Source organism: Blautia sp. An249 (genome assembly GCF_002159835.1).
In the GTDB taxonomy this organism is placed as follows: Bacteria; Bacillota; Clostridia; order Lachnospirales; family Lachnospiraceae; genus Blautia_A; species Blautia_A avistercoris.
On sequence record NZ_NFJL01000003.1, the window covers coordinates 197,110 to 222,576 of the forward strand.

Sequence of the window (25,467 nt, forward strand, 5' to 3'; positions counted from 1 at the left end):
ATCTTTCACCTCTGCTTTGAGGGACATCTCTCAGGCCTTTCGGGCCTTTCTTTTGTTTTTATTCTTCGTCTGCAGCTTCTTCCTGTTCCGGAGCAGCTTCTTCTTTTGCCGGTTCCAGAGCTTTCATACTTAAGCTGATTTTCTTTTCTTCTCCGTTGAAATCAACCACTTTTGCTTCGATTTCCTGGCCGATAGATAATACATCTGCCGGTTTTTCCACGTGTTCTCTGGAAATCTGGGAAACGTGAAGAAGTGCGTCCACGCCCGGAGCAAGTTCTACGAAAGCGCCGAAGTCTGTCATACGGGCAACTTTTCCTGTTACCACATTGCCTGCAGCGAATTTCTCTGCTGCTGTCAGCCATGGATTCTCTTCCGGGAATTTCAGGCTTAAAGCAATTTTATCGCCGTTAATCTCTTTGATTAAGACTTTTACATTGTCCCCTACTTTGAAGAGATTTCTCGGATTGTCTACTCTTCCCCAGGACATTTCTGAAATATGCAGAAGTCCGTCTGCACCGCCCAGATCAATAAATACACCGAAATCGGTAATATTCTTAACAACGCCTTCAACGGTATCGCCGGCATGGATACGTTCCATTAATTCTTTCTGTTTTGCTTCTTTTTCTGCTACTAAAAGCTGTTTGCGGTTACCGATGATTCTTCTTCTGCGCGGATTAAACTCTGTAATCACGAATTCAATTTCCTGATTTGCGTATTTTGATAAATCTTTCTCATATACGTCAGATACCAGGCTGGCCGGAATAAATACTCTGGCTTCCTCGACAACAACGCTCAGACCGCCGTCTAATACCTGTTTTACAGGAGCTTTTAATACTTCCTGGTTTTCAAAGGCTTCTTCCAGACGTTTGTTGCCTTTCTCTGCCGCCAGTCTCTTATAGGTCAGCAGAACCTGTCCTTCTCCGTCGTTTACCTTGAGAACTTTCGCTTCCATGGTATCTCCCGGATGAACGCAGTCTGCAAGTACCAGGTTCTGGTCGTTGGAGTACTCGCTTTTTGTAATGATTCCGTCTGCTTTATAACCAATATTTAAAATGATTTCATCTTCCTTTACATCAATGACGGTTCCTTCTACAATTTCTCCGTTTCTGATGGTCTTCACCGAATCCTCTAGCATCTGTTCAAAACTTAATTCTGACATGTTCTTGAACCTCCTCAATAATTTTCTTTGGGGTTGACGCCCCTGCTGTAATACCTACACAACTACTGGATTGGAACATTTCAGAATCCAAGTCAACAAGTGTCTGTATGTGGTAAGTATTGTCACATTCATTTTTACATATTTCAAATAATTTCTGAGTGTTGGAACTGTTTCTTCCGCCGATTACCAGCATCGTATCCACCTTCTCAGCGATTGCTTTTGCTTCCTTCTGTCTCTGCTCAGTCGCATTGCAAATCGTATTTAAAACATTATTATCATAACTCTTTTTCCTTAGAATTTCAACTATATCTTTAAAATTGTTGTAATTAAATGTCGTCTGAGAAACAATACAAAAAGAAACGCCCTCTTTCAGTTCCAGATTTTGGGCCTCCTCTTTGTTTCGAATTACCGTACAGGAGGAAAAACACCAGCCACAGATTCCCTGCACCTCCGGATGGCTGGGATCTCCCACAATAATAATCTGCTTTCCCTTCTGACTTTCCTCCTCCACAATCCGGTGAATTTTCAAAACAAAGGGACAGGTTGCATCCACATAGGAAAGTCCCTGTTCTTCCAGTTGCCGGTACACCTTCTTTCCCACTCCGTGAGAACGAATTACAACGGTTCCCTCTGTAATCTTTTTCAGTTCCTCTTCCTTTTCAATAACTCTGACTCCCTTTTTTTCCAGATCAGAGACCACTTCTTCGTTATGAATAATAGGTCCCAGAGTATATATGGGAGTATCGCAGGATTCTGTCAGCTCGTATACGGTATTTACCGCCCGTTTTACTCCGAAACAAAAACCTGCGGAATCTGCTGTAATTACTCTCATTTCCAGCTCCTTATCCGACTTTTTCTTTACAGATTTCCAGAATTTTATCTAAAACCTGAGGAATCGTCATCTCTGAAGAGTCCACCAGAACTGCATCCTCCGCCTGACGCAGGGGGGAGACCGGACGGTTCATGTCCCTGTAGTCTCTGTCTTCGATATCTTTTTCTATTTCAGAAAGCTGACAGTCAATTCCCTTTTCCTTAAGCTCCTGATAACGGCGCAGCGCCCGGGTGTGAACGCTGGCGGTCAGATAGATCTTAACCTCCGCTTCCGGCAGCACTTTTGTACCAATATCCCGGCCGTCCATCACAACAGAATTCTTTCTTGCAAGTTCTCTCTGGGTTTCCAGCAGTTTTTCACGTACAAGAGGATGTGCAGAACTCAACGACGCCATTTTTCCGGTTTCTTCCGTCCGAAGAAGCCCTGTTATATCTTCCTGATTCAGATAAATCCGCTGCTCTTTCTCCTTATACGCAATGGAGATGTCTGCTTTTTCACAAACCTGTTTCACATCTTCTTCTTTTTCCGGATCCAGCCCGTTTCTCAGAAAGTAAACAGCAATTGCCCGGTACATGGCCCCTGTATCCACATATAAAAACGATAGTTTTTCTGCAACTTTCCTTGCAATTGTGCTCTTCCCCGCTCCTGCAGGTCCGTCGATTGCAATATTCATACCCATTGTAATACTCCCTTCTCGCTGGTTTTCAGGACAAAACTATCCCACCTGTGACCATAGTATATACCAAAGGGAACGTATGTACAAGAAAAAGTTCCTTTATTCCCTTTCGTTTCCTGCCGCCTGAGCTGCCAGATAAGCGGTGGACCAGGCGATCTGGAGGTTGAATCCACCTGTCACAGCATCTAAGTCCAGCACTTCGCCGATGAAGTACAGCCCCTGTACCTTCCTGGATTCCATAGTATGAGGATTCACTTCTTTTACTGATACGCCTCCTCTGGTAATGATGGCTTCTTTAAACTCCCCTCTTCCGGTAATGGTAAAAGGAAAGTGCTTCATCAGATGAATGAAACGGCTTCTCTCTTCTCTGGAGATGTCATGAATTTTTTTGTCCGGAGAACTTCCGCACAGTTCCAGAAATACAGGTGTCAGAGAGGCCGGGAATAAAACGCCAATCACATTTTTCAACTGTTTGTTTTTATTTCCTTCAAACTCTCTTAACAGCCTCTGATCAAGCTGTTCCGGAGACAGCGCCGGTTTCAGATCAAGCTCTGCTTTCAGTTCGCCCTTTTCCGTCTGATCCCCGATATAGGCACTGGCAGATAAAATCATGGGGCCTGTCACACCATAATGGGTAAACATCATTTCTCCGAAGTCCTGATAAACTTTCTTATTCCCCCGAAAGATGGTAAGCGATACATTTTTCAGAGACAGACCCTGCATCTGCGGTATATAGTCCTCTTTCGTAACCAGGGGTACCAGCGAGGGGGAACAGGGAGAAACTTTCATGCCGCAGCTTTTGGCAAAACGGTATCCGTCCCCGGTAGAACCTGTGGAAGGATAGGAAAGACCTCCCGTTGCAACGATTATCTGATCACAGAGGATTTCTTTTTTCCCTTCTTTTATCCGGATTCCTCTGACCCGTTCTTCCGATGCAATCAGAGACTCCACCTCCGTATTCAGATGCACGGTAACGCCGTATTTTTTCATCAGATTCTGCAGTCCCCGGATAATATCCGAGGAATGATCGGAACGGGGAAAAACACGGTTCCCTCTCTCTGTTTTCAGAGGAATACCTGCTTCCTTTTCAAAAAAATCCATTACATCCTGACTGTTAAAAGAATAAAAAGCGCTGTACAAAAATTTCGGATTTCGACACACAGCGTTAAAAAGCTCTTCTGTTTCACAGGCATTGGTCAGATTACAGCGTCCTTTTCCTGTAATATATAATTTTTTTCCCAGTTTTTCATTTTTCTCAAAAACCTGTACATGGTTTCCCTTTTTGGCAGCAAATACCGCCGCCATCATTCCGGCGGCTCCGCCTCCTATAATAATAATTTCAGACATCCTTTTACTCCTTCTTCGGGAAAGGAAAAAAATCCATTCCGTCTCTGTCAAATACCTGATATTTCTCTCTTACATACTCCATCTCTTCCAGCGTACGGGCAACTTTCTTTCTCTTTTTTCTGCAGATTTCCCGTGCCAGCAGATACATAAGACTCATGGGCGCCGCCAGAGAGTAGGGAGTCTGTGCCGCTCCAATTCCTGCGATTAATTTACAGGAAGAATACAAATGTATGGGAGCCATTGCATCATCAGAAATGGTAATTACCGAAGCTTTGCGTTCACTTGCAAATTCCAGCGCTTTTAAGGTACGTATGGAATAGGGAGGAAAGCTGATGCCAATGATTACGTCTCTTTCTCCAATGTGGAGCATCTGTTCCAGCAGTTCCCTGCTTCCGCTGGAATTAAGAAAATGGAGATTGTCGGAAACAAGGGCTAACTGGGAACTCAAAAAGGCAGCCATCGGCATGGAATCCCGCACACCCATAATATAAATATGCCTTGCCCGGCAGATCATCTGCACGGCCAGCATAAAGGCCCTCTTATCTAAATTCTCATAAGTAAGACGGATTTGTTCCATCTCTTCCTCCATTGTGATCTGCCATATATCTGCTTTCTTCACTATTTACTTCCAACTCCCTTCCCGTCTCAAAAAAACAGCAGACAGTTCGGTATATTTCCGGACCCGTCTGCTGTTTTTCCATGATTCAGCCAGAACAATTAAACGGGATAAGCTCCGTTTTCTTTGTCTGCCACTGTCTCATCAATCTTTGTTTCCTGTGCCTGACGATACTTGAAGAAATCAACTGCAACCTGCGGGAACAGAGCATAGGAAAGAACGTCTTCGTCCTGTTCCTTGTACTGTGCCATTTCACTTTCCAGAGTCTGCAGCTCGTCATCAATTAAGTCTGCCGGACGGCAGGTAATAACTTCCTGATCTCCAATACATTTTTTCTGTACTTCTTTATCGAATGGTTTTACTGTAGCGCCGTATTTTCCAAGAAGAATGTCTTTTGTCTCCTTTGTTACCATCTTATAGCGTTCTCCCATAAGAACGTTGAATACAGCCTGTGTACCAACAATCTGTGAAGAAGGAGTAACAAGCGGCGGCTCTCCCAAGTCTTTTCTTACACGGGGAACTTCTGCCAGCACGTCGTAGAACTTATCTTCTGCATGCTGTTCTTTTAACTGGGAAGTCAGGTTGGAAAGCATACCGCCCGGAACCTGATACAGTAAGGTTTTAATATCCACACCCAGGTTCTTCGGATTCAGAAGTCCGCTATCCAGAGCGTCATCACGGATCGGACGGAAGTAATCTGCGATTTCTGCCAGCAGATTCTGATCGAATCCGGTATCGTAAGGAGTTCCGCGGAATGTTTCTACCATAACCTCTGTAGCCGGCTGTGAAGTACCCAGAGCGAATGGAGACATTGCTGTGTCGATAATATCCACTCCTGCTTCTACTGCCTTCATATAAGTCATGGAAGCCACACCGGATGTATAATGAGTATGCAGATCAATCGGAATCTTAACCGTTTCTTTTAAGGCTTTTACCAGCTCGGTAGCCTTATAAGGAAGAAGAAGTCCTGCCATATCTTTAATACAGATAGAATCTGCTCCCATTTCCTCAATCTGTTTTGCCATTTTTGTCCAGTATTCCAGAGTATAGGCATCTCCCAGTGTATAGGAAAGAGCAACCTGAGCATGTGCCTTTTCTTTATTTGCCGCGGTAACTGCAGTCTGAAGGTTTCTCAGATCGTTTAAGCAGTCAAAAATACGGATAATGTCAATTCCATTTGCCACAGATTTCTGTACGAAGTATTCTACTACGTCATCTCCATAAGGACGGTAGCCCAGAATATTCTGTCCGCGGAATAACATCTGCAGTTTTGTGTTTTTAAATCCGTCGCGGAATTTACGAAGTCTTTCCCATGGATCTTCTTTCAGAAAACGAAGGGACGCGTCAAAAGTTGCTCCGCCCCAGCATTCTACTGCATGGTAGCCGACTTTATCCATTTTTTCCACGATGGGAAGCATCTGTTCTGTACTCATTCTGGTTGCGATCAGAGACTGATGTGCATCACGCAGAATGGTTTCCATAATTTTAATCGGTTTTTTATTTACTTCAGCCATAATTCTCTTCTCCTTTTATACTCCAAAGATTGCCATAAATGTTCCGGCTGCTACGGCAGTACCAATAACGCCCGCCACGTTTGGTCCCATTGCGTGCATCAGAAGGAAGTTGGTGGGATCCGCCTCCGCTCCGACTTTCTGAGATACACGGGCTGCCATCGGCACGGCAGATACGCCGGCTGAACCAATCAGAGGATTGATCTTACCACCGGACATTTTGCACATCAGTTTACCCAGCATAACGCCGCCGAAGGTACCAAATGCGAAAGCAACCAGACCTAAGGCTACGATTTTTAAAGTATCCAGGTTTAAGAAAGCTTCTGCACTTGTGGATGCGCCTACAGAAGTTCCAAGGAAGATAACAACGATATACATCATTGCATTGGACGCTGTCTCTGTCAGCTGTTTTACCACACCGCTTTCTCTGAACAGGTTACCCAGCATCAGCATACCTACAAGAGGTGCTGTGGTAGGAAGAATCAGACATACAACGATGGTAATTACTATGGGGAACAGGATTTTTTCCAGTTTGGAAACCGGACGAAGCTGTTCCATTTTAATTTTCCGTTCTTTTTCTGTTGTGCAGAGTTTCATGATCGGCGGCTGGATAATCGGAACCAGTGACATATAAGAATATGCCGCCACCGCAATCGGTCCCATTAAGGCAGACTGACCCAGTTTTCCTGCAAGGAAAATGGAAGTCGGACCATCGGCGCCTCCGATGATGGAAATCGCTGCGGCTGCCTTGCCGTTGAATCCCATGAAGATTGCCAGGAAATACGCCACATAAATACCAAGCTGTGCGGCTGCGCCCATCAGGAAACTTTTGGGGTTGGCAATCAGAGGACCGAAGTCTGTCATCGCACCTACACCCATGAAAATAAGGGATGGAAGGATACTCCATTCATCTAACAGGTAAAAATAATGTAAAAGTCCACCTACCCCGTTGGATGCCTCTTCCGGAGTAATCATAATGTCCGGGTAGATGTTGACCAAAAGCATACCAAATGCGATCGGAACCAGAAGAAGGGGCTCAAATCCCTTTTTAATCGCAAGATATAAGAATATACATGCCACCACAATCATCAGATAGTTGCCCCAGGTCAGATTGAAAAAGGCAGTCTGATGAATCAGGTTAGACAATGTTTCTGTTACATAAGTCATTTGACTACCTCCCGTATTAGTTCATTGTTGCTAAAGTATCTCCGTTTTCAACAGAGGCACCTTCTGCAACATCAATGCTTGCAATCGTACCGTCCTGAGGAGCAACAACTGGGATTTCCATCTTCATAGATTCCAGAATTACAATATTATCTCCTGCTTTTACTGCCTGTCCCACAGATGCCTCTACTTTTAATACCTTTCCTGGTACAGATGCGGCAACTTTCACTGCGCCTGCTCCTGCTGCGGCCTTTGGTGCGGCTGCCGGCTTCGGAGCGGCCTTCGGCGCTGCCTTTGGTGCGGCTTTCGGTGCGGAAACTGCTCCTGCTGCGGCTCCTGTTTCTTCTACCGTAACATCATATGCGACTCCATTTACAGTGATTGTATAGCTTTTCATATTAAAATCCTCCTAAAATTATACTTTTACCATTTTTTTCGGTTTACTTTTTTAATGGAACGAACAACGAATCCGTCCGGACTTGTTCCTTCCGCTGCTGCAATCGCCGCTGCAATTACTGCCACCAGTTCTGTATCGTCCTGAACTTCCTCTTCGGCTGCTTCGGCAGTCTCCTGTGCCGGAACAGTTACCGGAGTTAAATCTTCCTCCGTCTCTTTGCTCTTCTTATCCAGAAGCTTCGGAACAAACCGGAACAGGGAAATGACAAAGCTGAGGAAAATCAGCATGATAAATACGACTCCAAGCCCCATCACTGTATTCAGCGCTGCTCTCTGCATATTCACAGCCAGAGAATACTGAATGTCCATACTCATCCCTGTGGGAACTCCTGTCTCATCAAATGTATAAACAAAGTTCGCATCTGCTTTTTCAAATTCAGAGGGAATGGTTACAGTATAAACCTCATCGTCATATTCTACCTGAGCCTCTTCTGAAGAAACGAAACTGCCCAGCTCTTCCTTTGAAGTTTCCCATGCTTCCATGGCCTGAACGGTAAAATCATCTGTAGATTCTTTATAACTTTCAATCTCTTCATCCGTAAGAACTACAATGGTATCAGTAAGCCCCTCTGCGGTTGTTACTGCCTGCTGGGAAAGCAGTTCGTCCCCTTTGTTCTCTGTATCTTCTTTCTGTCCTGCACATGCGCTCAGAGAAAGGACGCTGACTCCTATCACCAGCATACTCATTATTTTTTTCATTCTATGCTTCATCTGCTTCACCTCGCTTAGACCGTACCATGTTTTTTGCTCGGACGTTCTTCTCTCTTTGTGAACAGCATTTCAAAAGCGCCAATGACATATTTTCTGGTGTCTTCCGGTGCAATAATGGTATCCACGTATCCTCTTGCCGCTGCAGAATCCACATTTGACTGAAGCGCTGCATATTCCTGTGCTTTTTCTGTCAGATCTGCCGCGCCGGCATCAGGATACATAATCTTTGCAGCAAGAGAGGCATCCATCATGCCAATCTCTGCGTTCGGCCAGGCGTATACCATATCTGCTCCCACTGCTTTGCTGTTCATAGCCACATAAGCATTTCCATATGCCTTTCCAATGATTACATTTACTTTTGGCACGGTAGCGTCTGCAAATGCATGAATCATTTCTCCGACAGCCTTCGCCATAGTCTTTTCTGCACATTTCGTAGCGGCAAAGCCTGTAACATTTGTAAGGGTAAGTACCGGAATGGAGAATGCGTCGCAGAATTTAACAAGGGCTGCCGCTTTTCTCGCTCCTCTGGAAGAAATAACCGTATCAAAGGATTCTACCTTTTCTCCGTCTTCATTATAAATTTCACTTCTGTTTGCAATGGCTCCCACGGTTACGCCGTTTAAGCGGAGGAAACCAACTGCCATATCTTTTCCGTAATCTGCTTTAATTTCAAAGAAATCCTGTCCGTCTGCAATCTGAGCCAGAGCCAGTCCTGTATCTGTTGCACAGGCTTCCATTGCCTCGCAGCTTCTGTTCAAGTCGTCATTGCATTCTTCATAGGAATCATTGTCTTCGTTATTTGAAGGAAGAAGGCAGACAAGTTCGCGGATTTTTCCAAGAACCTCTTCTTCTGTTCCCACTGCGTCTACCAGACCTGTCTCTTCACTCTGGAATTTTGCTGAAGCTGTATCGCATTTGGAAACTTCATTGCCTGCAAGCGCATTTGGAGTGTTGACAAACAGTTTGCCTTTTCCTTCAGCCAGGAATGTAAAGTCTGTCAGTGCAGGAAAGAATGCCATACCGCCTCCGCAGGTTCCGAAAATTCCCGTAATCTGAGGGATTACTCCGGAAGCCATAGTCTGCTTCATATAAATTTCTCCAAATGCATGGAGTGCATCCGTTGCTTCCTCCAGACGAATTCCGGCACAATCCAAAAGGCCAATTACCGGTGCTCCTGTTTTCAGCGCCAAGTCGTAAAGATTGGAAATCTTTCTGGCATGCATTTCTCCGACGGTTCCATTTAACACAGAAACATCCTGGCTGTATACATACACTAAATTTCCATCAATTACGCCATATCCGGTGATGACACCGTCGGATGGCTGTTTCTTTCCAGTTAAATTAAAATCGGTATTTCTCGCTGTTACACGGCCGCCGATTTCAACGAAACTGTTCTCGTCAAGCAAAGAAGTAATTCTTGTGCCCGCTAAACTTTGTGTTGCGTTACTCATTCTATTTTGCCCTCCATTTTATAAAAATTTAAAGTATATCAAACCTACACTGTCTATAATTGTACCTTTTTTAACAAGTTTTTTCAATACTTTTTGTTGATTTATGTTAATTATTTAACCCTCACCCTCATTTTACCGAAAAAATTAAAAAGCAAAAACAGCCGCTGCAGAACCTGCAGTGACTGTCTTTACTGATTCAGTGAAAAAAGTCCCGGAAAACTTTATTTACACACCAGAGATAATTTCGTTTTTCCACCTTCTCTTCTGATATAATGTCATAGGAACAAATCCTGCTTCCGTTTAGATAATATCGAATCTCCCCCACCTTTTCTCCCGCTTTAACCGGGGCCTCAAGCTTCTTGGGAATCTCCGTTTTTATCTGAATGGTTTCATCTTTTCGAAGAAGTATCTTTCTCTCTTTTTCCTCCCTGCTGCAGGGGCAGGCCAGAGGCGTGCGGGCGGTGTCAGTCAGAATTTCGCTCTCTGGAATTCCTTCCTCCACTTCCAGCGAAGGCAAATCCGGTTCTTCCCAGATGGTCCTGTACTGATAATTATCCAGTCCGTATTCTAAAAGCTTTTTCGTATCTGACCATTTGTAAGTCTTATTTCCGGGCCATCCGCATCCCAGCAGGGCAACGATAAAAGTTCTGCCATCCTGTCTGCAGGCACAGACATAGCAGTATCCTGCATCTCCGGTAAAGCCTGTCTTTCCGGAAAGCATTCCGTCCATCATATCCAGAAACGCATTGGTATTGGTTACCGTATATACCCGTTTTTTCTCAATATCAGTAAAACGGTAGGATCTTGTCTGGGTAATCTTTAAAAAGGTTTCGTTTTCAATGGCATATCTCATAATCAGCGCCAGATCCCTGGCCGTTGTGCCATGGACGCCTCCTGCGTCCCGGGAGTCCAGGCCGTTGGGCGTGACAAAATGGGTGTCTCTGCACCCAAGTTCCTTTGCTTTTTGATTCATCATTTCTGCAAAGTTTTCCACAGTACCTCCAATGTGTTCTGCAATTGCCACAGCCGTATCATTGTGACTTTTCAGCATAAGAGAATACAGAAGATCTTCCATGTAAAACTTTTCTCCCTCCTGCATATTCAGCTGGACATCCGGCTGAGCTGCCGCGTTGGAAGATGCGGTTACAATTTCATCGCCTTTTGAATTCTCCAGAGCCAGAATACAGGTCATAACTTTTGTAGTGCTGGCGTTGGGACGAAAGATATAGCCATCCTTTTCAAATAGTACACGACCGCTGTCCCCGTCCATCAGCACTGCCGACATGGCATACAGTCCCTGCGGTTCTTCCTGAACCTGGCTGGCTATGAACGGTACCAGATGGCTTTCCTCTGCCTGCACGGGGCCGGTCCATAAAAGCGCCCCTGCAGCAATAGCCAGAAACAGATATTTCCAGAAGCCCTTTAATACTGTCAGATGTCTCCGCCTCCTCCCTCTTTGCTGTATGATTTATATATATGTTTGCGTAAAGTGAAAAATTCGTGTATGATAGAAGTCGAGGTGAAAATGATATGAAAAAGAAACAAGAAGAATGTGAAATCTGTTCAGAGATTCACTGTCATGATTATATTCAGAGAAACGTGATTCCGGATTCGGAAGTTCTCCAGGATCTGGCCGACCTCTTCAAAATTTTCGGAGATCCGACCAGAATCCGTATTTTATATGCCTTATCTGCCAGAGAACTGTGCGTCTGCGACATCGCCCAGCTTTTAGACATGTCCCAGAGCGCTATTTCCCATCAGCTTCGGGTATTAAAGCAGAGCCGGCTGGTGAAATTCCGCCGGGAGGGAAAAACGGTTTTCTATTCCCTTGCAGACGATCATGTCTCCACCATTCTCCAGCAGGGAATTAACCATGTAACCGAGTAAACGGTTTAATTTCCATTATAGTCCAGGTTCATTCTTTCCGGAAGAGGGCCTGGAGTCTTCCACTGCCCCGCCAGTTTTTCCAGATATTGGGGGGCTTCTTTTCTCGCCTGCTGATAAAGTCTTTCCAGTTCCCTCAGATGAGGAAGGCAGGCTTTATCGCAAGACTCTTTCATTAAATGTTCCCCCAGGGAAGGATGTTTTAATAATTTCAGAAGAGGTACCAGAACAGCTCTTTTTCGTCCACCGTCATCATAGACCATAAAATTGGTATAACGTTTCATGAGTTTTAAACACTTTAAAATCTTCCCCGTGCTTACCTGAGGAATTCCTTTATGAATCACAGCCGCATAGGAATGCCGGGGCCGGATACAGCAGGAAGGGTAGTAACGATAGGGGTTCTTCCCGGTTTTCAGCATCAGCATACGATCCAGTTCCTTTTCAATAACGGTATGGGAAACCTCCTCTTTCACCGAATTAATGTAGGGATGACAGGTGGAATCCAGCAGATGATGACAGGCGAATCCCAGAAGATAGGCAAACAGGGCTTCATCCTTTGTTTCTCTGGCCTTTTCCATTGTCTCCTGAAAAAAGGCGGCTGCCGGCTGACGGTGCATCCGGGAACCCAGCCGGTTGACTCTGTTTTTCCACAGATGATAGTAAAATAAAATATCCGGTCCGTGAAGTCCGATCCGGTATAAATCACCATGACGGCGGATAATCTTTCTTAATTTGGGATCGAGAGACCGGTAAACTTCCTTTCCGAACAAATCATGGGTGTATGTGGTAGGCATGTTCTTCCTCCTTTAGCTGTTTTCCGTAATAGACTGAATCTCCTCTTCTGCTTCTGCCTTAAAGTCCTCCATCTGTACCGGATTCACCGAAGGCAGCTCTTCCAGGGAACGGACCCCGAATACCCGTAAAAATTCTTCTGTAGTGCCAAACAAAATAGGTCTTCCGGGAGCGTCCAGACGTCCAAGTTCCGTTACCAGCCGATATTCAATCAGCTTATTTACTGCATGATCGCATTTTACTCCCCGGATTTTATCTATCTCCGCCTTTGTTACCGGCTGCTTATAGGCAATAATAGAAAGGGTTTCCAGCATAACGTCTGTCAGTACCGGTTTTTTCGGCTGCATGGCAATTTTAATCAGGTACTGATAATATTCCTTCTTCGTACACATCTGAAAGGAATTCTCTATCTCAATGATCTGTATACCCCGATCTTTCTCTCTGTAAAAGTCCATCATCCGATGAATCATCTTTCTGGTGGTTTCTGTATCCTGCTCCAGCGCTTTTGCAATCTGGGCAAGTTCTACGGAATCTCCCATCGTAAACAGGATAGCCTCAATAGCTGCCTGCATTTCCTTAATTTCCATAATTCTCCTCTTCCTCCTGCAGCCCCGCAGTATAATCTACCGTCTCTATCTGTATCTCGTCGAATAAATGCTCCTGCATGATACGAATAGCTCCCATCTTCATCAGCTCCAGAATCGCCAGAAAGGTTACCACAATCTGGGTTTTACTTGCCTGGGCCTTTAAAAGGGTCCGAAACCGGAAAAACCGGTGTTCTTTGGCATATTGGCGCACATCCTGCATTTTATCCGGCAGATTGACTTCTTCTTTTTCAATTTTTCCGAATTTGCTCCGGATAGGATCCACCTTTTCTTCCTGCCGTTTCAATATAGACTGAAAGACCTGGTTTAACCGCTGCAGCGTCATCCCTTCCAAAAGAGCCTTCGGATCTGCCGGTTCCCGGTAAGAGAGTACTTCTTTGGGAACAGACGGAGTTTTATAAAAGACAGAGGAAGATTCTTCCATCCTGTCCCTCAGCTCGTAAGACATATATTTATACATTTTATATTCCAGCAGACGTTCCACCAGTTCGGCTCTGGGATCTTCTTCCTCTCCCTCTTCTGTAACTTCTTTGGGCAGAAGCATTCTGCACTTAATGTCGATTAAGGTAGCCGCCATAACCATAAACTCACTCATGATTCCCAGATCTTCTGTTTCCATGGAGTGAATGTATTCCATATACTGATCCGTAATTTCCACAATAGGAATATCGTAAATATCAATTTTATTTTTATCAATTAAATGAAGGAGCAAATCCAGGGGTCCTTCAAACACAGGTAATTTTACAGGAATTGCCATAAGTCTCCTCTTTTACTGTTTCATGTTGGATGTTTTTTCCGGATAAATATCTATCTGCAGCAGCTCTCTCGGATTGTGAATCCGCACGGGAATCGTATGTTCCCCGATTCCGGCGCTTACCAGCAAATGGGAATCTCCCCGGTGGAAATCCCCGCAGCAGTAAGAGGGCAAAAGCTGAAACTGGGGAGAAATAAGGCCTGTCCTCTTCCCAAAGCGAATCATTCCCCCGTGATAATGGCCGCAAATGGTCAGTTGTGCTCCCCAGTCAAAATAGGTCCGTCCGTACCTTGGATTATGGGCCAGCAAAATGTGATAAGCATCCTCCTCCGGTTTTCCAATCAGATCCTCCATATGTTCCAGAGTCAGATCCGGAGTCCGGGGTTTGCCGTAATACTCATGTTCCAGTTCCAGACCGTGTACCACGAAACTGGTCTCCCGTACCTGGAACTCACACCAGGAGTTGTGCAGAAATATCACTCCCGTATCCTGGAGCGCATCTTCATATTCCAGATATATTTTCCGGTACTGAGGATTCAGAATCATACTGTATTCATGATTTCCCAGGGCATACCAGACAGGAAATTCCTTCGCCAGCCGGCTCAGTAAATCCCGGGCAGTCTCCATGGTCTTCTGATCTTCCCTTACAAACATATCCCCCGCCACAAAGATTCCGTCCGGACAGCATTTCTGTATCTGCCCGATTAAGCGGCTGTTCTGCTCTCCAAAAGAAAGGCCGTGCAGATCGCTGAAAGCGCAGAATCTGACACGCCCTGTTTCCTCTTTTATTTTTTTTGACGGATAACGATAATTCCTGACTTTAAATTTTTTCATAAAACTCCCTCGTATCCCCTGTCTGAATTTCTTTGGGTAGTATAGCACGAAACCGCTTTTTTGAAAAGCTAATCCTGATGATGCTTAAAACGCATCATCATTTCCTTGGTCAGGCTGATATTCTCCCCCTCATCGGGTATTTCTTCCCGGTTTCGCCATTCCCCCACAGAAAGTTCCTGCCGATCCAGGGTAATTGTAGCGTCCCCGTCCAAATCACAGTAAAATCCCATCAGCAGCGTATCCGTAAACGACCAGGGCTGACTTTTATAGAATTTCAGGTTTTTTACCTTTAAACCTACTTCTTCCATCACTTCCCGGCGTACGGTATCTTCCACCGATTCACCGATTTCAGAAAATCCGGCAATCAGCGCGTACCTTTTATATTCTCTTCCCTCATACTTAGTAAGAAGAAGCTGATCCTGATTCCGCACGGCTACAATCACCGCCGGAGAAATTTTTGGATATTCAGTATGTCTGCAGTTTTCGCAGTACAGCATTCTTTCTTTATCAGATTTTTTCATGGGACTTCCACATTTTCCGCAGAATGTATGGCTCTGGTACCAGCGGGCCAGCTGGGAGCCTGTTACCCCTGCAAAAGCCAGGTGGCCGGGGACTGCCGTACGCAGTCTGGAAAGAGGCACATAGGAATAGCCGGGAAAGGTTTCTTCTTTCAGCTCCTTTGCCAGGTAAAAGGCCGTTTCATCAATGGTAAAAAGATAGGTCAGAGCCTCTCGTTTCCCCTCCCCATACTCTTTGACCGGAAGGAATTGTATGGTATCCTGATTTTCTTTCAGAAAAACCGTTCTTTCCCCATATCCCAGTACCAGGTCGTCGTCTTTCGCTTCTCTTGGCAGATATTCATTATGATATGTATGCGGTGCAATATCCTGAATCATAGTTCGCTCCTTTATTCTTCCTTATGCCGGCGTCCCGTTTTTTGCCGGACCGCCGGCGGTTTTCTCATTAAAACAGTTCCTCTGCCGCTTTTTTCAGACAGTCGAAAAATCCGGCTTCTTTCACATCTTCTGAAAAAAGTACAGGCATTTCTCCGATGACTTCCCCATCCAGATAGTAAACAGCTTTGCCTGCTGTTTCTCCCTTTTTTACAGGAGCTTCTGTTTCCTCCGGCAAAGTTACTTCTTTCGTAATTCCCTCCAGAGAAGCTCCGTTGGTATCCAGATAGGTAAAACTGCCCTTATATTCACAGGAAACTTCTTCCCGGACGCCGCCCTTCACCGGTATTTCCGGAAGGGTTTCTTTATTCTCATCCTGGTAGATTCTGCATTTGGAAAAGCCCAGATTCAGCATAGCCGCCGCATCTTTGAAACGTACCTTATAGTCCGGAGCGGCCATTACCACACTGATCAGGGTGATCCCATCTCTCTGGGCCACAGCAGAAACACAGTATTTGGCAATGCTGGTGCTTCCCGTTTTTAATCCTACGCATCCTTCGTAGCTTCGTATCAGCTTATTGGTATTTGTCAGTCCGAATTCACTTTCCCCCTGTCTGGTAACATGAGTCATGGTATCCATCCAGACAGAGGAATATTCCAGGATTTTGGGATAGCGGGTCACCAGCTCCCTGGACATTAACGCCACATCGTAAGCTGTGGTATAGTGGTTTTCAGATTCTGTAAGTCCGCAGCAGTCCTCAAAATGCGTATTCTCCATCCCCAGTTCTTTGGCTCTGGCATTCATCTTTTTTACAAACTCCTGCTCGCTGCCTGCCAGATGTTCCGCCATGGCCACGCTGGCGTCGTTTCCGGATGCGATAACAATGCATTTAATCAGGGTTTCTACTGTCTGCTGCTCTCCTTCTTCCAGAAAGACCTGGGAACCGCCCATGGATTTTGCATAGGCGCTTGTAGTTACCAGATCATCCATATGTACGCTTCCTTCCTCAAGGGCATCAAAAATCAGAATCAGAGTCATGATCTTAGTAATGCTTGCCGGACTTCTTTGGGTATCTTTTTCTTTTTCGTAAATCACCTGACCGGTGGACGCCTCCATCAAGACACCATAAGGGGCTTCGATCAGGGAATCGGCTGAGACATCCGTCCTTTCCTGTGGCTGAGCCAGCGCCACACAGGGGTGCCAGATTACGGACAAAAAAAAGAAGAAGCACAGGGCTGGCAGAAAGCTTCTTTTTTGTAATGTCTTTTTTTCCATTTCTTATTCTCCCAGATAGATTTTCCTATTTCTATTCTAGGCATCTCTCTGGGAAAATATGTCACTTATTCAGAAATTCTATAACATCGGTGCAAACAGCCGCAGAACGCTTTGGGCTGCACGTACTGCAAGGGGGCGTTCTTTACAGAACTCCAGGCTGACCGATTTGCAGTACGGAAGGGTTTTAATAAAATCCTCTTTAATATCTTTTACCGCACAGTTATGGTACATCCAGACTGCATTCTCAAAATGCAGGTACAGGCTGCGGTAATCCATGTTAATGGTTCCCACTACAGCTACTTCATCATCACTGACAAAGGATTTTGCATGAAGGAATCCCGGCTGGTATTCATAGATTTTTACCCCTGCCTCCAGAAGCTGTTCATAATAAGAACGGGTCAGCAAAAAGACAATTTTTTTATCCGGAATTCCCGGGGTCATAATTCTTACATCAATTCCACTTTTGGCCGCCAGACATAAGGCTGTCATCATCTCATTGTCGATAATTAAATAAGGGGTAAAAATATAAACGTATTTTTTCGCCCGGTTGATAATATGCAGATACGTATTTTCTCCCACAATTTCCGAATCCAGAGGGGTATCACAGTAAGGCTGTACAAAACCGTCGCCGGGAAATTCCTCCGGATGATAAGCATGAGGCAGATATTTCTCATAAGGGATCTCGCCGGTTTCTTTTTTTACCACGTTCCACATGTGCAGGAACATGGCCGTCAGATTCCAGACGCCTTCGCCTTTTAACATCACCCCGGTGTCTTTCCAGTGTCCGAAACGAATCTTCTGATTGATGTATTCATCCGCCAGATTGATTCCTCCGGTAAATCCGGTATGCCCGTCAATTACACAGATCTTCCTGTGATCCCGGTTATTATACAGAATACTCAAAAACGGCCGGAAAGGATTAAATACGGCGCAGCGAATTCCCTTCTTTTCCAGAAACTTATAGTATTGATGGGGAAGGGTCATAAGGCATCCGAAATCATCGTAAATCAGACGCACGTCTACGCCCTCTGCCGCTTTTCTCTCCAGTATTTCAAGAATCGTCCTCCACATTACCCCGTCGTTGATAATAAAATATTCAATAAAAATGAAATGACGGGCGCTCTCCAGCTCTTTTACAAGGATGGGAAACATATCGTCTCCCACACTGTAATAATCCGCTATTGTATGTTCATGCAGCGGATAACGGGAAAAATTAGTAATGTAAGAAGATTCACAGGACACCGAAGGATCCATCAGGCGGATTTTCAAACGGGCTGTTTCATCTTCTTTCAGATAGGTTCTGCTTTTATCCAGAACTGCATCAAAATGGCTCTGCATGGTCTTCGCCACTCTGGATTTTCCAAACAGAATATAAAACAACAGGCCGAAAATCGGGATTTCCAGAATGACAATTGTCCAGGCCAGTTTATAGGATGGATTTATCTTATTGTTCACAATCCAGAGAACCATAAGAAAGCTCAGGATACTGATACCGACGGAAACATACTTGGAATAATTATTCAGTCTCCATACCATCAGAGAAATCCAGCCCAGCTGTATCAGCATGGCAAGGGCAATATAAAAAATACGGTTAAATAAAATTTTTGACAGCATTTTCAGTATTTTAATCAAAACAGTTTCCTTTCCGCCTCAAAAACAGGGATTAACTTTAAAAAATCCCTGGCCGTTGGGTCAGGGATTTTTTGCGCACAATTAGTTATATTTACGTTTTCTTGCGGCTTCAGATTTCTTTTTACGACGAACGCTTGGTTTCTCGTAATGCTCTCTCTTGCGGATTTCCTGCTGAATGCCTGCTTTGGCACAGCTTCTCTTAAATCTGCGAAGAGCGCTATCTAAAGTCTCATTCTCTTTTACGATTACATTTGACATAGACTCACACCTAACCTCCCTCCAGTTGTAGATTGTGCTTAAATACAACTGTCTGGGTATTTTTCTTGCACATCTAAGATTATAGCACATATTTTTTTTACGTCAATATTTTTCCTGACATTCCGATAGGTTTTTCTCGCTTTTTTTCAGAAACACCCTTTTCTCAGGCTAATTGCTCTGCTAAAACTTCTTTGGCTTTTTTCAGTGCATCCTCAATTGCAGCCGGGTTTTTCCCGCCTGCCTGAGCCATATTCGGACGTCCTCCGCCGCCTCCGCCGACAACGGCTGCGGCCGCTTTTACTACATTTCCTGCATGCGCTCCGGCTTTTACCGCTTCATCAGCAGCCATAACCAGCAGATTCACCTTTCCGTTGGCAGCAGAAGCCAGGATAATTACACCTTGGCTGACTTTCTCCTTTAACTGGTCGCCCAGTTCCCTGAGACCATTCATATCCACGTTTTCCAGTTTTGCTGCCAGGACGCTTCTTCCCTGGATTTCTTCCACCTGGCTGGAAATATCCCCCAGAGACTCTTTTGCCATCTTACTCTTCAGGGATTCATTTTCGCTTTGGAGCTGTTTGATTTCATTCTGAAGATGACGGATCTTCTCCGGAAGTTCTTCTGCCGAAGCTTTTACCTCTTTTGCTGCCCGGCGAAGAAGACCTTCCATATTTTTATAATAAGCAAGAACCCCGTTTCCTGTTAATGCTTCGATACGACGAACGCCTGCGGCTATTCCGGATTCCGATACGATTTTAAATAACATCACATTTCCGGTGTTGGCAACATGGGTTCCTCCGCACAGCTCTTTAGAGAAATCACCCATAGAGACCACACGCACTTCTTCTGCATACTTCTCGCCGAATAAAGCCATAGCCCCTGTCTTCTTGGCTTCTTCAATATTCATAATTTCCGTTTTTACCGGAATGGATTCCTGAATTTTTTCATTTACCAGATCTTCCACCTTCTGAAGTTCTTCCGGCGTCATAGCCTGGAAATGAGCGAAGTCAAAACGCAGTCTGTCCGGAGTAACCAGAGAACCTTTCTGTTCCACATGAGAACCCAGAACCGTCTTTAAGGCTTTCTGAAGCAGATGGGTCGCACTGTGGTTTTTCTCCGTATCTTTTCTTCCCTGCTCGTTTACCTGCAGGTTCACGCAGTCGCCGGTTTTAATCATACCGGATACCATATGTCCCACATGTCCGTATTTTCCGCCCAGCAGTTTAATCGTAGCTTCTACTTCAAAGACGCCCCCGGCAGTTTCAATCCGGCCGGTATCTCCTTCCTGTCCGCCCATAGTAGCATAAAATGGGGTTTTCTCTACAAAGATGGTTCCCTTCTGTCCGTCTGTAAGAGCGTCCACAATCTCTGTCTCTGTGGTCAGTACAGTTACTTCCGACTGGTAAGATAAGTGATCGTAGCCTGTAAATTCTGTAGTCACAGACGGATCGATCTCATCATATACGGTTGCATCAGCGCCCATGTAATTGGTTTCGCCTCTGGCTGTACGGCCTTTCTTCCTCTGCTCTTCCATTTCCTTCTGGAATTCTTCTTCATCAATGGTATATCCCTGCTCTTCCAGAATCTCCTTTGTCAGATCCAGGGGGAATCCATAGGTGTCATAAAGTTTGAAAGCATCCGCACCTGCCATAACCGTCTTCCGGGCCTTTTTCATTTCTTCCTGCATTTCACTCAGAATACGAAGCCCCTGATCAATGGTTTTATTAAACTGGTTTTCTTCATTGGTAAGAACTTTAAAGATAAATTCCTTCTTTTCTTCTAATTCCGGATAACCGTCTCTGGAATCCTCAATTACTTTGGCGCTGAGTCTGGCAAGGAAGCTTCCCTCGATGCCCAGCAGGCGTCCATGGCGGGCTGCCCGGCGGATCAGACGGCGCAGAACATATCCCCGGCCTTCATTTGTAGGCATAATTCCGTCGGAAATCATAAAGGTGGCAGAACGGATATGATCCGTAATCAGACGGATAGAAATATCATCTGTCTCCTTTTCTCCGTAAGTCTTCTGAGCCAGCTCAGAAACCAGGTTCCGAAGGGCGCAGATGGTATCTACATCGAAGATGGAGTCCACATCCTGAACCACTACAGCCAGTCTTTCCAGGCCCATTCCGGTATCAATATTCTTTTGGTCAAGTTCTGTGTAATGTCCTTCCCCGTCATTGTCAAACTGGGTAAATACGTTGTTCCAGACTTCCATATAGCGGTCGCAGTCACAGCCTACCTGACAGTCCGGCTTGCCGCAGCCGTATTTTTCTCCCCGATCATAATAAATTTCGGAACAGGGTCCGCAGGGACCTGCCCCGTGCTCCCAGAAATTGTCTTCTTTTCCGAAACGGTAAATACGTTCTGCCGGAATCTTCTGCTGCTTATTCCAAATCTCGAAAGCCTCTTCATCGTCCAGATAAATAGACGGATACAGACGATCCGGATCCAGTCCGATGACTTCTGTCAGAAACTCCCAGGACCAGGCAATGGCTTCTTTCTTAAAATAATCTCCGAAAGAGAAGTTTCCCAGCATTTCGAAAAAGGTACCGTGACGGGCTGTTTTTCCCACATTTTCAATATCACCCGTACGAATACACTTCTGGCAGGTGGTCACTCTTTTTCTGGGCGGAATCTCAGCCCCTGTAAAATAAGGTTTCAGAGGCGCCATTCCTGAATTGATCAAAAGCAGGCTCTTATCATTGTGCGGGACAAGAGAAAAGCTTTTCATAGCCAGATGTCCCTTGCTCTCAAAAAATTCCAGGAACATTTTCCGAAGTTCATTTACTCCATATTTCTCCAACTCTATTTCCTCCTAAACTGAAAATTCATTCTTCCACAATAATTTTTATCATAGCACAATTCATTATTTCAGGCAAATTTTATGGAATTTTTTCTTTCCTCTTTTTAAGATCAGCCCTTCTTCCGGGATATTTTCCTTTGCAACTGCATGATACACATCGGTGACCTTCTCTCCGTCAAGGGAAACGCCGCCCTGCTCGATGGCTCTTCTTCCCTCGGAACGGCTGGTCACCAGTTTCGTTTTTACCAGCAGGGAAATTACGTCAATGGAGCCGTCCCGGAAGTCTTCCTCTTCTAATTCTGTAGTCGGCATATTGGCCGTATCTCCGTTGGCAGAAAACAGAGCCTTGGCTCCTTCCTGCGCTTTCTTCGCCTCTTCCTCTCCGTGTACCAGGGAAGTTAATTCATAAGCCAGTATCTCTTTGGCCTGATTTAACTGGCTTCCTTCCCATTTTTCCATTTCCTCAATCTGTTCCAGAGGAAGGAAGGTAAGCATCCGCAGACATTTCAGTACGTCTGCATCTCCTACGTTTCTCCAGTACTGATAGAAATCAAAGGGGGATGTCTTATTGGGATCCAACCATACGGCTCCGGACTGAGTTTTTCCCATTTTCTTTCCTTCTGAATTTAATAACAGGGTGATGGTCATGGCATAGGCGTCTTTGTTTAATTTTCTGCGGATTAATTCCGTTCCGCCCAGCATGTTGCTCCACTGGTCGTCGCCGCCGAACTGCATATTGCAGCCGTATTTCTGATACAGCATGTAGAAGTCGTAACTCTGCATAATCATATAGTTGAATTCCAGGAAACTTAACCCTTTTTCCATTCTCTGTTTGTAGCACTCTGCACGAAGCATATTATTCACAGAGAAACAGTGTCCCACTTCTCTTAAAAGTTCCACATAATTTAACTGCAGAAGCCATTCCGCATTATTTACCATCAGCGCTTTTCCTTCGGAAAAATCAATAAAGCGGCTCATCTGCTCTTTAAAGCAGTCGCAGTTATGCTGAATCTCTTCCGGGGTCATCATGGAGCGCATATCGCTTCTTCCAGAAGGATCACCGATGTATCCGGTGCCTCCGCCTAAAAGGGCGATTGGCTTATTTCCTGCCATCTGTAAACGTTTCATCAGACACAGGGCCATAAAATGTCCCACATGAAGGCTGTCCGCCGTAGGATCAAATCCAATATAAAAAGTCGCCTTTCCCGCATTTACCAGTTCCTTAATTTCTTCTTCATCCGTTACCTGAGCAATCAGGCCTCTGGCCTTTAATTCTTCCCAAACTGTCACTTTTCTTTCCTCCTGTATAATAATCAAGCCCGGCTCTGTCCCTTAGGACGAGAGCCGGGCCCGTGTTACCACCTAAATTCACAAAAGGCTCGCACCTTCTGCCTTCATAAGTATCGCTTTCCAATACTTTAGCAGGATAACGTCCGCCACTCCGTTGCAGCCTACTGGGATTTCTCTGTTCAGTGCAAAGCTCCGAGATGTATTCAGTCTAATTCTGACGCTGCGCCTCTCACCTTCCGGCTGCTCTCTTTCCGCCTTCCTTAGCTTACTGGTTCTCTTCTTCGCCTTTCTCTTATCTATGGCTAAGTATACAAACGGCGATTTCATTTGTCAAGCCTAAATTCCCGGATCTTCCAGTAAATCTTCCCCGTCTGCAGCCCCGGTTGCGAGCTGATCGCACCGTTCATTTTCCGGATGGCCGTCATGGCCTTTTACCCAGTGAAAGGTCACCTGATGAGGAGCCTTTGCCTTCAGAAGCCGCTCCCACAGCTCCCGGTTTTTCACCGGCTGGTTTTTTCCCCGTTTCCATCCTTTCTGAATCCAGGAATCAATCCAGTGCTGATTAAAAGCGTTTACAAGATACTGGGAGTCGGAATACAGCTCCACCTGACAGGGTCTGGTCAGAGCCTCCAGGCCCACTATGGCCGCCATCAGCTCCATGCGGTTATTCGTAGTTTTTTTATAACCCTGGCTGTATTCTCTCACATGCAGTTTTCCATTGGGGTCCGTATAATGCAGAATGGTTCCGTATCCCCCCGGTCCGTCCGGGTTTCCCCTTGCCGCCCCGTCGGTATAAATCTTTACTAACATAATATTCCTCCTATGATTCTCTCCAGATTCCCGTACGTTCAAACTCCTTTGCCGATGTTTCTGCTCTTTCCACAACGGTTTTCGGATAATCCATAAGCTCCAGAAGACGGATGGCGTTTCTTGTATCCGCCCTTCCTTTCTTTAACTGATAAGAAAAGGTTACCTCTTTTTCTCCGACTTCCTCTTCAAAATGATAATTCTCATACTCTTTACTCAGGATATGGGTCAGCTCCAAATCATGGGTGGCTGCCATACAGAAGACTCCTTCTTTCTTCAGATACCTGAGGATCCCGGAAGAAGCGGCGACCCTCTCAATGGTATTGGTTCCCCTAAGCACCTCGTCTACAATGCAAAGAAGGGGCTCCCCCTTCCGGCTTTCATCCAGGATTCTTTTCAGAGACTTTATCTCTACGATAAAATAACTCTCCCCTCCCTGCAAATTATCCTTCAGAGCCATGGATGTCAGTATTTTTACATACGGCGCCTGATAATAAGAAGCCGTACAGGTGCCCAGGGTCTGAGCCAGAATGGCATTGACGGCTACCGTCTTTAAGAACGTGGATTTACCGGAAGCATTGGATCCGGTCAGCAGCACCGGGCCTTTCATATCCAGACTGTTTGCCACCGGGTTTTCAATCAGAGGATGATACAAATCCTTCATCTGAATCCCGGTCTCCTCTTTATCCAGAACAGGACTGCTCCAATAGGGAAGGAACTTGCGAAAGCAACCTATGGCAATGGACGCATCCAGCGCTCCCATATTGTCCAGGAGGAGAAACACGGCTTTCTCCTGCTTCTGTGCTGTCCGAAGCAGGGAATTATAAACCAGAATATCAATATGAAAGACAATCCGCAAATAATCCAGAATCGCCTGTAAGGGATTCGAATCCGTTGCGGAACTGGTCCCCAGGAAAAACGCTCTCTGAGAAAAACTTCCGAAAGCTTTTCGTCCTTCTTTGATAGCCTCTATCCGGGTTTTTATCTGGGGCCATTCCAGAGTCTCCATCTTCTTAGCCGCCTGCAGCATTCCCACCAGGCTGTTAAAACAGGAAAGGTAAAGTTCTATGTTCTTTCTCTCTTTCCCGGTATAATAAGTAACTACATTATAAAACATAAAGAACACCGAAGCCAGCAGCCCCGGTACCGGTGCGGCCAGCATAAAAGCCAGAGAACCTGCCAAAAGCACATCTCCGATGATATGGGGAACCGGAGAGATAAACGGCGCCTCATGGATGGTAAAAACCATATCTGCCAGAGAACCATACCGGGAGCGTCCTACTTCCAGCAGGATAAGCTGCAGCTTCTCTCTTTCCCGGGGATGAGACTGAAAAAATGTCACCAGTCTCTCCTGCTCTCTCAGCTCTTCTTCCGAAAAGCCGGGCGTTCTCATTCTGTCATACAGATAGTCGTCCCCCGGGGAAGAAACCGTACGGTTTACCATAGCATACACTCGGTCCATATCCAGATCGTTCCAGGTAATATCATCTATCTGAAATCCTGCCCCCTGTTTCCTTTTAAAGTAATGGGAAATCCTTTCCATTTCTCCCGGCCGGTATTCCCGCTCTGCACATGCTCCGTACTGTCTGCGCAGCATAGCCAGAAATGATTTTCTGCGTTTGCAGTTTTCCCTTATCATCACCACAGCAATTGCCGCCAGGGCCGCCCCAATGATCCCGATTGTTGTCAGATAAACTTCCAAATTTTCCGTCCTTT

Annotated in this window: 24 protein-coding genes; 1 reads left to right on the forward strand and 23 read right to left on the reverse strand. The window is 45.4% G+C overall.

Translation table 11 applies throughout. The annotated features are described in order from the left end of the window. Positions 1-58: 58 nt before the first annotated feature. The 11 genes from rpsA to B5F53_RS04930 all read right to left on the reverse strand — a co-directional run bounded on the left by rpsA (position 59) and on the right by B5F53_RS04930 (position 11,283). Complete coding sequence (gene rpsA / locus B5F53_RS04880) at positions 59-1,159, reverse strand: 30S ribosomal protein S1 (protein WP_087220604.1); 1,101 nt, start codon at positions 1,157-1,159, stop codon at positions 59-61. Further along, positions 1,140-1,991 carry a 4-hydroxy-3-methylbut-2-enyl diphosphate reductase gene (ispH, locus tag B5F53_RS04885; RefSeq protein ID WP_087220607.1) on the reverse strand — a complete coding sequence of 284 codons (852 nt, stop codon included), beginning with the start codon at positions 1,989-1,991 and terminating at the stop codon, positions 1,140-1,142. The genes rpsA and ispH overlap by 20 nt, the downstream gene beginning before the upstream one ends. Before the next feature lie 10 nt (positions 1,992-2,001). Then, positions 2,002-2,670 (reverse strand): (d)CMP kinase, encoded by a 669-nt coding sequence (cmk, locus tag B5F53_RS04890; RefSeq protein ID WP_087220610.1) that lies wholly within the window; start codon positions 2,668-2,670, stop codon positions 2,002-2,004. 96 nt (positions 2,671-2,766) lie between these two features. Further along, positions 2,767-4,014: an NAD(P)/FAD-dependent oxidoreductase gene (locus B5F53_RS04895; protein WP_087220614.1), complete on the reverse strand. Its 1,248-nt coding sequence runs from the start codon at positions 4,012-4,014 to the stop codon at positions 2,767-2,769. 4 nt (positions 4,015-4,018) lie between these two features. Next, positions 4,019-4,633: a MurR/RpiR family transcriptional regulator gene (locus B5F53_RS04900; RefSeq protein WP_087220617.1), complete on the reverse strand. Its 615-nt coding sequence runs from the start codon at positions 4,631-4,633 to the stop codon at positions 4,019-4,021. Between the two features lie 98 nt (positions 4,634-4,731). Then, on the reverse strand, positions 4,732-6,144 hold the full coding sequence (locus tag B5F53_RS04905) for an oxaloacetate decarboxylase subunit alpha (protein ID WP_087220620.1): 1,413 nt from the start codon (positions 6,142-6,144) through the stop codon (positions 4,732-4,734). 15 nt (positions 6,145-6,159) lie between these two features. Beyond that, positions 6,160-7,308, reverse strand: a complete 1,149-nt coding sequence (locus B5F53_RS04910) for a sodium ion-translocating decarboxylase subunit beta (RefSeq protein ID WP_087220623.1) — start codon at positions 7,306-7,308, stop codon at positions 6,160-6,162. A gap of 16 nt (positions 7,309-7,324) precedes the next feature. Then, the gene (locus tag B5F53_RS04915; protein ID WP_087220626.1) at positions 7,325-7,702 is read right to left on the reverse strand and encodes a biotin/lipoyl-binding carrier protein; all 378 of its coding nucleotides are present in this window, start codon (positions 7,700-7,702) and stop codon (positions 7,325-7,327) included. A 26-nt stretch (positions 7,703-7,728) separates the two neighbouring features. Then, complete coding sequence (locus tag B5F53_RS04920) at positions 7,729-8,472, reverse strand: OadG family transporter subunit (RefSeq protein ID WP_242970246.1); 744 nt, start codon at positions 8,470-8,472, stop codon at positions 7,729-7,731. Between the two features lie 14 nt (positions 8,473-8,486). Then, positions 8,487-9,923 carry an acyl-CoA carboxylase subunit beta gene (locus tag B5F53_RS04925; protein ID WP_087220629.1) on the reverse strand — a complete coding sequence of 479 codons (1,437 nt, stop codon included), beginning with the start codon at positions 9,921-9,923 and terminating at the stop codon, positions 8,487-8,489. Positions 9,924-10,119: 196 nt separating this feature from the next. Further along, a complete protein-coding gene (locus B5F53_RS04930) occupies positions 10,120-11,283 on the reverse strand; it encodes a D-alanyl-D-alanine carboxypeptidase family protein (RefSeq protein WP_242970247.1) in 1,164 nt (387 codons plus the stop codon). Between the two features lie 170 nt (positions 11,284-11,453). Here B5F53_RS04930 and B5F53_RS04935 point away from each other — a divergent pair, with 170 nt between their 5' ends. Next, complete coding sequence (locus B5F53_RS04935; RefSeq protein WP_087220633.1) at positions 11,454-11,810, forward strand: ArsR/SmtB family transcription factor; 357 nt, start codon at positions 11,454-11,456, stop codon at positions 11,808-11,810. 5 nt (positions 11,811-11,815) lie between these two features. On the opposite strand, the gene B5F53_RS04940 is transcribed toward B5F53_RS04935, so the two are convergent. The 12 genes from B5F53_RS04940 to B5F53_RS05000 all read right to left on the reverse strand — a co-directional run bounded on the left by B5F53_RS04940 (position 11,816) and on the right by B5F53_RS05000 (position 25,453). Continuing rightward, positions 11,816-12,601 carry a zinc dependent phospholipase C family protein gene (locus B5F53_RS04940; protein ID WP_087220636.1) on the reverse strand — a complete coding sequence of 262 codons (786 nt, stop codon included), beginning with the start codon at positions 12,599-12,601 and terminating at the stop codon, positions 11,816-11,818. Positions 12,602-12,613: 12 nt separating this feature from the next. Further along, positions 12,614-13,186 carry an SMC-Scp complex subunit ScpB gene (scpB, locus tag B5F53_RS04945; RefSeq protein WP_087220638.1) on the reverse strand — a complete coding sequence of 191 codons (573 nt, stop codon included), beginning with the start codon at positions 13,184-13,186 and terminating at the stop codon, positions 12,614-12,616. Further along, positions 13,176-13,961, reverse strand: coding sequence for a segregation and condensation protein A (locus tag B5F53_RS04950; RefSeq protein ID WP_087220641.1), 786 nt, complete (start codon positions 13,959-13,961; stop codon positions 13,176-13,178). The genes scpB and B5F53_RS04950 overlap by 11 nt, the downstream gene beginning before the upstream one ends. Positions 13,962-13,973: 12 nt before the next feature. Further along, positions 13,974-14,792: a metallophosphoesterase gene (locus tag B5F53_RS04955; protein WP_087220643.1), complete on the reverse strand. Its 819-nt coding sequence runs from the start codon at positions 14,790-14,792 to the stop codon at positions 13,974-13,976. Between the two features lie 68 nt (positions 14,793-14,860). Beyond that, positions 14,861-15,688: an NAD(+) diphosphatase gene (gene nudC, locus B5F53_RS04960; protein ID WP_087220646.1), complete on the reverse strand. Its 828-nt coding sequence runs from the start codon at positions 15,686-15,688 to the stop codon at positions 14,861-14,863. 67 nt (positions 15,689-15,755) lie between these two features. Continuing rightward, the gene (locus B5F53_RS04965) at positions 15,756-16,961 is read right to left on the reverse strand and encodes a D-alanyl-D-alanine carboxypeptidase family protein (RefSeq protein ID WP_087220649.1); all 1,206 of its coding nucleotides are present in this window, start codon (positions 16,959-16,961) and stop codon (positions 15,756-15,758) included. Positions 16,962-17,039: 78 nt separating this feature from the next. Further along, positions 17,040-18,575, reverse strand: a complete 1,536-nt coding sequence (cls, locus tag B5F53_RS04970; RefSeq protein ID WP_087220783.1) for a cardiolipin synthase — start codon at positions 18,573-18,575, stop codon at positions 17,040-17,042. 99 nt (positions 18,576-18,674) lie between these two features. Further along, a complete protein-coding gene (gene rpsU / locus B5F53_RS04975) occupies positions 18,675-18,851 on the reverse strand; it encodes a 30S ribosomal protein S21 (RefSeq protein WP_004222305.1) in 177 nt (58 codons plus the stop codon). A gap of 163 nt (positions 18,852-19,014) precedes the next feature. Beyond that, entirely contained in the window at positions 19,015-21,654 is a 2,640-nt protein-coding gene (gene alaS, locus B5F53_RS04980) for an alanine--tRNA ligase (protein ID WP_087220652.1), read from the reverse strand. Positions 21,655-21,717: 63 nt separating this feature from the next. Beyond that, complete coding sequence (gene tyrS / locus B5F53_RS04985) at positions 21,718-22,944, reverse strand: tyrosine--tRNA ligase (RefSeq protein WP_087220655.1); 1,227 nt, start codon at positions 22,942-22,944, stop codon at positions 21,718-21,720. Positions 22,945-23,280: 336 nt separating this feature from the next. Continuing rightward, positions 23,281-23,754 carry a ribonuclease HI gene (gene rnhA, locus B5F53_RS04995; RefSeq protein WP_087220661.1) on the reverse strand — a complete coding sequence of 158 codons (474 nt, stop codon included), beginning with the start codon at positions 23,752-23,754 and terminating at the stop codon, positions 23,281-23,283. A 10-nt stretch (positions 23,755-23,764) separates the two neighbouring features. After that, a complete protein-coding gene (locus tag B5F53_RS05000) occupies positions 23,765-25,453 on the reverse strand; it encodes a MutS-related protein (RefSeq protein ID WP_087220664.1) in 1,689 nt (562 codons plus the stop codon). Positions 25,454-25,467 lie beyond the last annotated feature (14 nt).

Bases quoted from the DNA above. Each gene is read 5' to 3' on its own strand.
- rpsA (WP_087220604.1), bottom strand. From the start codon at position 1,159: ATGTCAGAATTAAGTTTTGAACAGATGCTAGAGGATTCGGTGAAGACC.
- ispH (WP_087220607.1), bottom strand. From the start codon at position 1,991: ATGAGAGTAATTACAGCAGATTCCGCAGGTTTTTGTTTCGGAGTAAAA.
- cmk (WP_087220610.1), bottom strand. From the start codon at position 2,670: ATGGGTATGAATATTGCAATCGACGGACCTGCAGGAGCGGGGAAGAGC.
- B5F53_RS04895 (WP_087220614.1), bottom strand. From the start codon at position 4,014: ATGTCTGAAATTATTATTATAGGAGGCGGAGCCGCCGGAATGATGGCG.
- B5F53_RS04905 (WP_087220620.1), bottom strand. From the start codon at position 6,144: ATGGCTGAAGTAAATAAAAAACCGATTAAAATTATGGAAACCATTCTG.
- B5F53_RS04910 (WP_087220623.1), bottom strand. From the start codon at position 7,308: ATGACTTATGTAACAGAAACATTGTCTAACCTGATTCATCAGACTGCC.
- B5F53_RS04915 (WP_087220626.1), bottom strand. From the start codon at position 7,702: ATGAAAAGCTATACAATCACTGTAAATGGAGTCGCATATGATGTTACG.
- B5F53_RS04920 (WP_242970246.1), bottom strand. From the start codon at position 8,472: ATGAAGCATAGAATGAAAAAAATAATGAGTATGCTGGTGATAGGAGTC.
- B5F53_RS04925 (WP_087220629.1), bottom strand. From the start codon at position 9,923: ATGAGTAACGCAACACAAAGTTTAGCGGGCACAAGAATTACTTCTTTG.
- B5F53_RS04935 (WP_087220633.1), top strand. From the start codon at position 11,454: ATGAAAAAGAAACAAGAAGAATGTGAAATCTGTTCAGAGATTCACTGT.
- B5F53_RS04940 (WP_087220636.1), bottom strand. From the start codon at position 12,601: ATGCCTACCACATACACCCATGATTTGTTCGGAAAGGAAGTTTACCGG.
- scpB (WP_087220638.1), bottom strand. From the start codon at position 13,186: ATGGAAATTAAGGAAATGCAGGCAGCTATTGAGGCTATCCTGTTTACG.
- B5F53_RS04950 (WP_087220641.1), bottom strand. From the start codon at position 13,961: ATGGCAATTCCTGTAAAATTACCTGTGTTTGAAGGACCCCTGGATTTG.
- B5F53_RS04955 (WP_087220643.1), bottom strand. From the start codon at position 14,792: ATGAAAAAATTTAAAGTCAGGAATTATCGTTATCCGTCAAAAAAAATA.
- nudC (WP_087220646.1), bottom strand. From the start codon at position 15,688: ATGATTCAGGATATTGCACCGCATACATATCATAATGAATATCTGCCA.
- B5F53_RS04965 (WP_087220649.1), bottom strand. From the start codon at position 16,961: ATGGAAAAAAAGACATTACAAAAAAGAAGCTTTCTGCCAGCCCTGTGC.
- cls (WP_087220783.1), bottom strand. From the start codon at position 18,575: ATGCTGTCAAAAATTTTATTTAACCGTATTTTTTATATTGCCCTTGCC.
- rpsU (WP_004222305.1), bottom strand. From the start codon at position 18,851: ATGTCAAATGTAATCGTAAAAGAGAATGAGACTTTAGATAGCGCTCTT.
- rnhA (WP_087220661.1), bottom strand. From the start codon at position 23,754: ATGTTAGTAAAGATTTATACCGACGGGGCGGCAAGGGGAAACCCGGAC.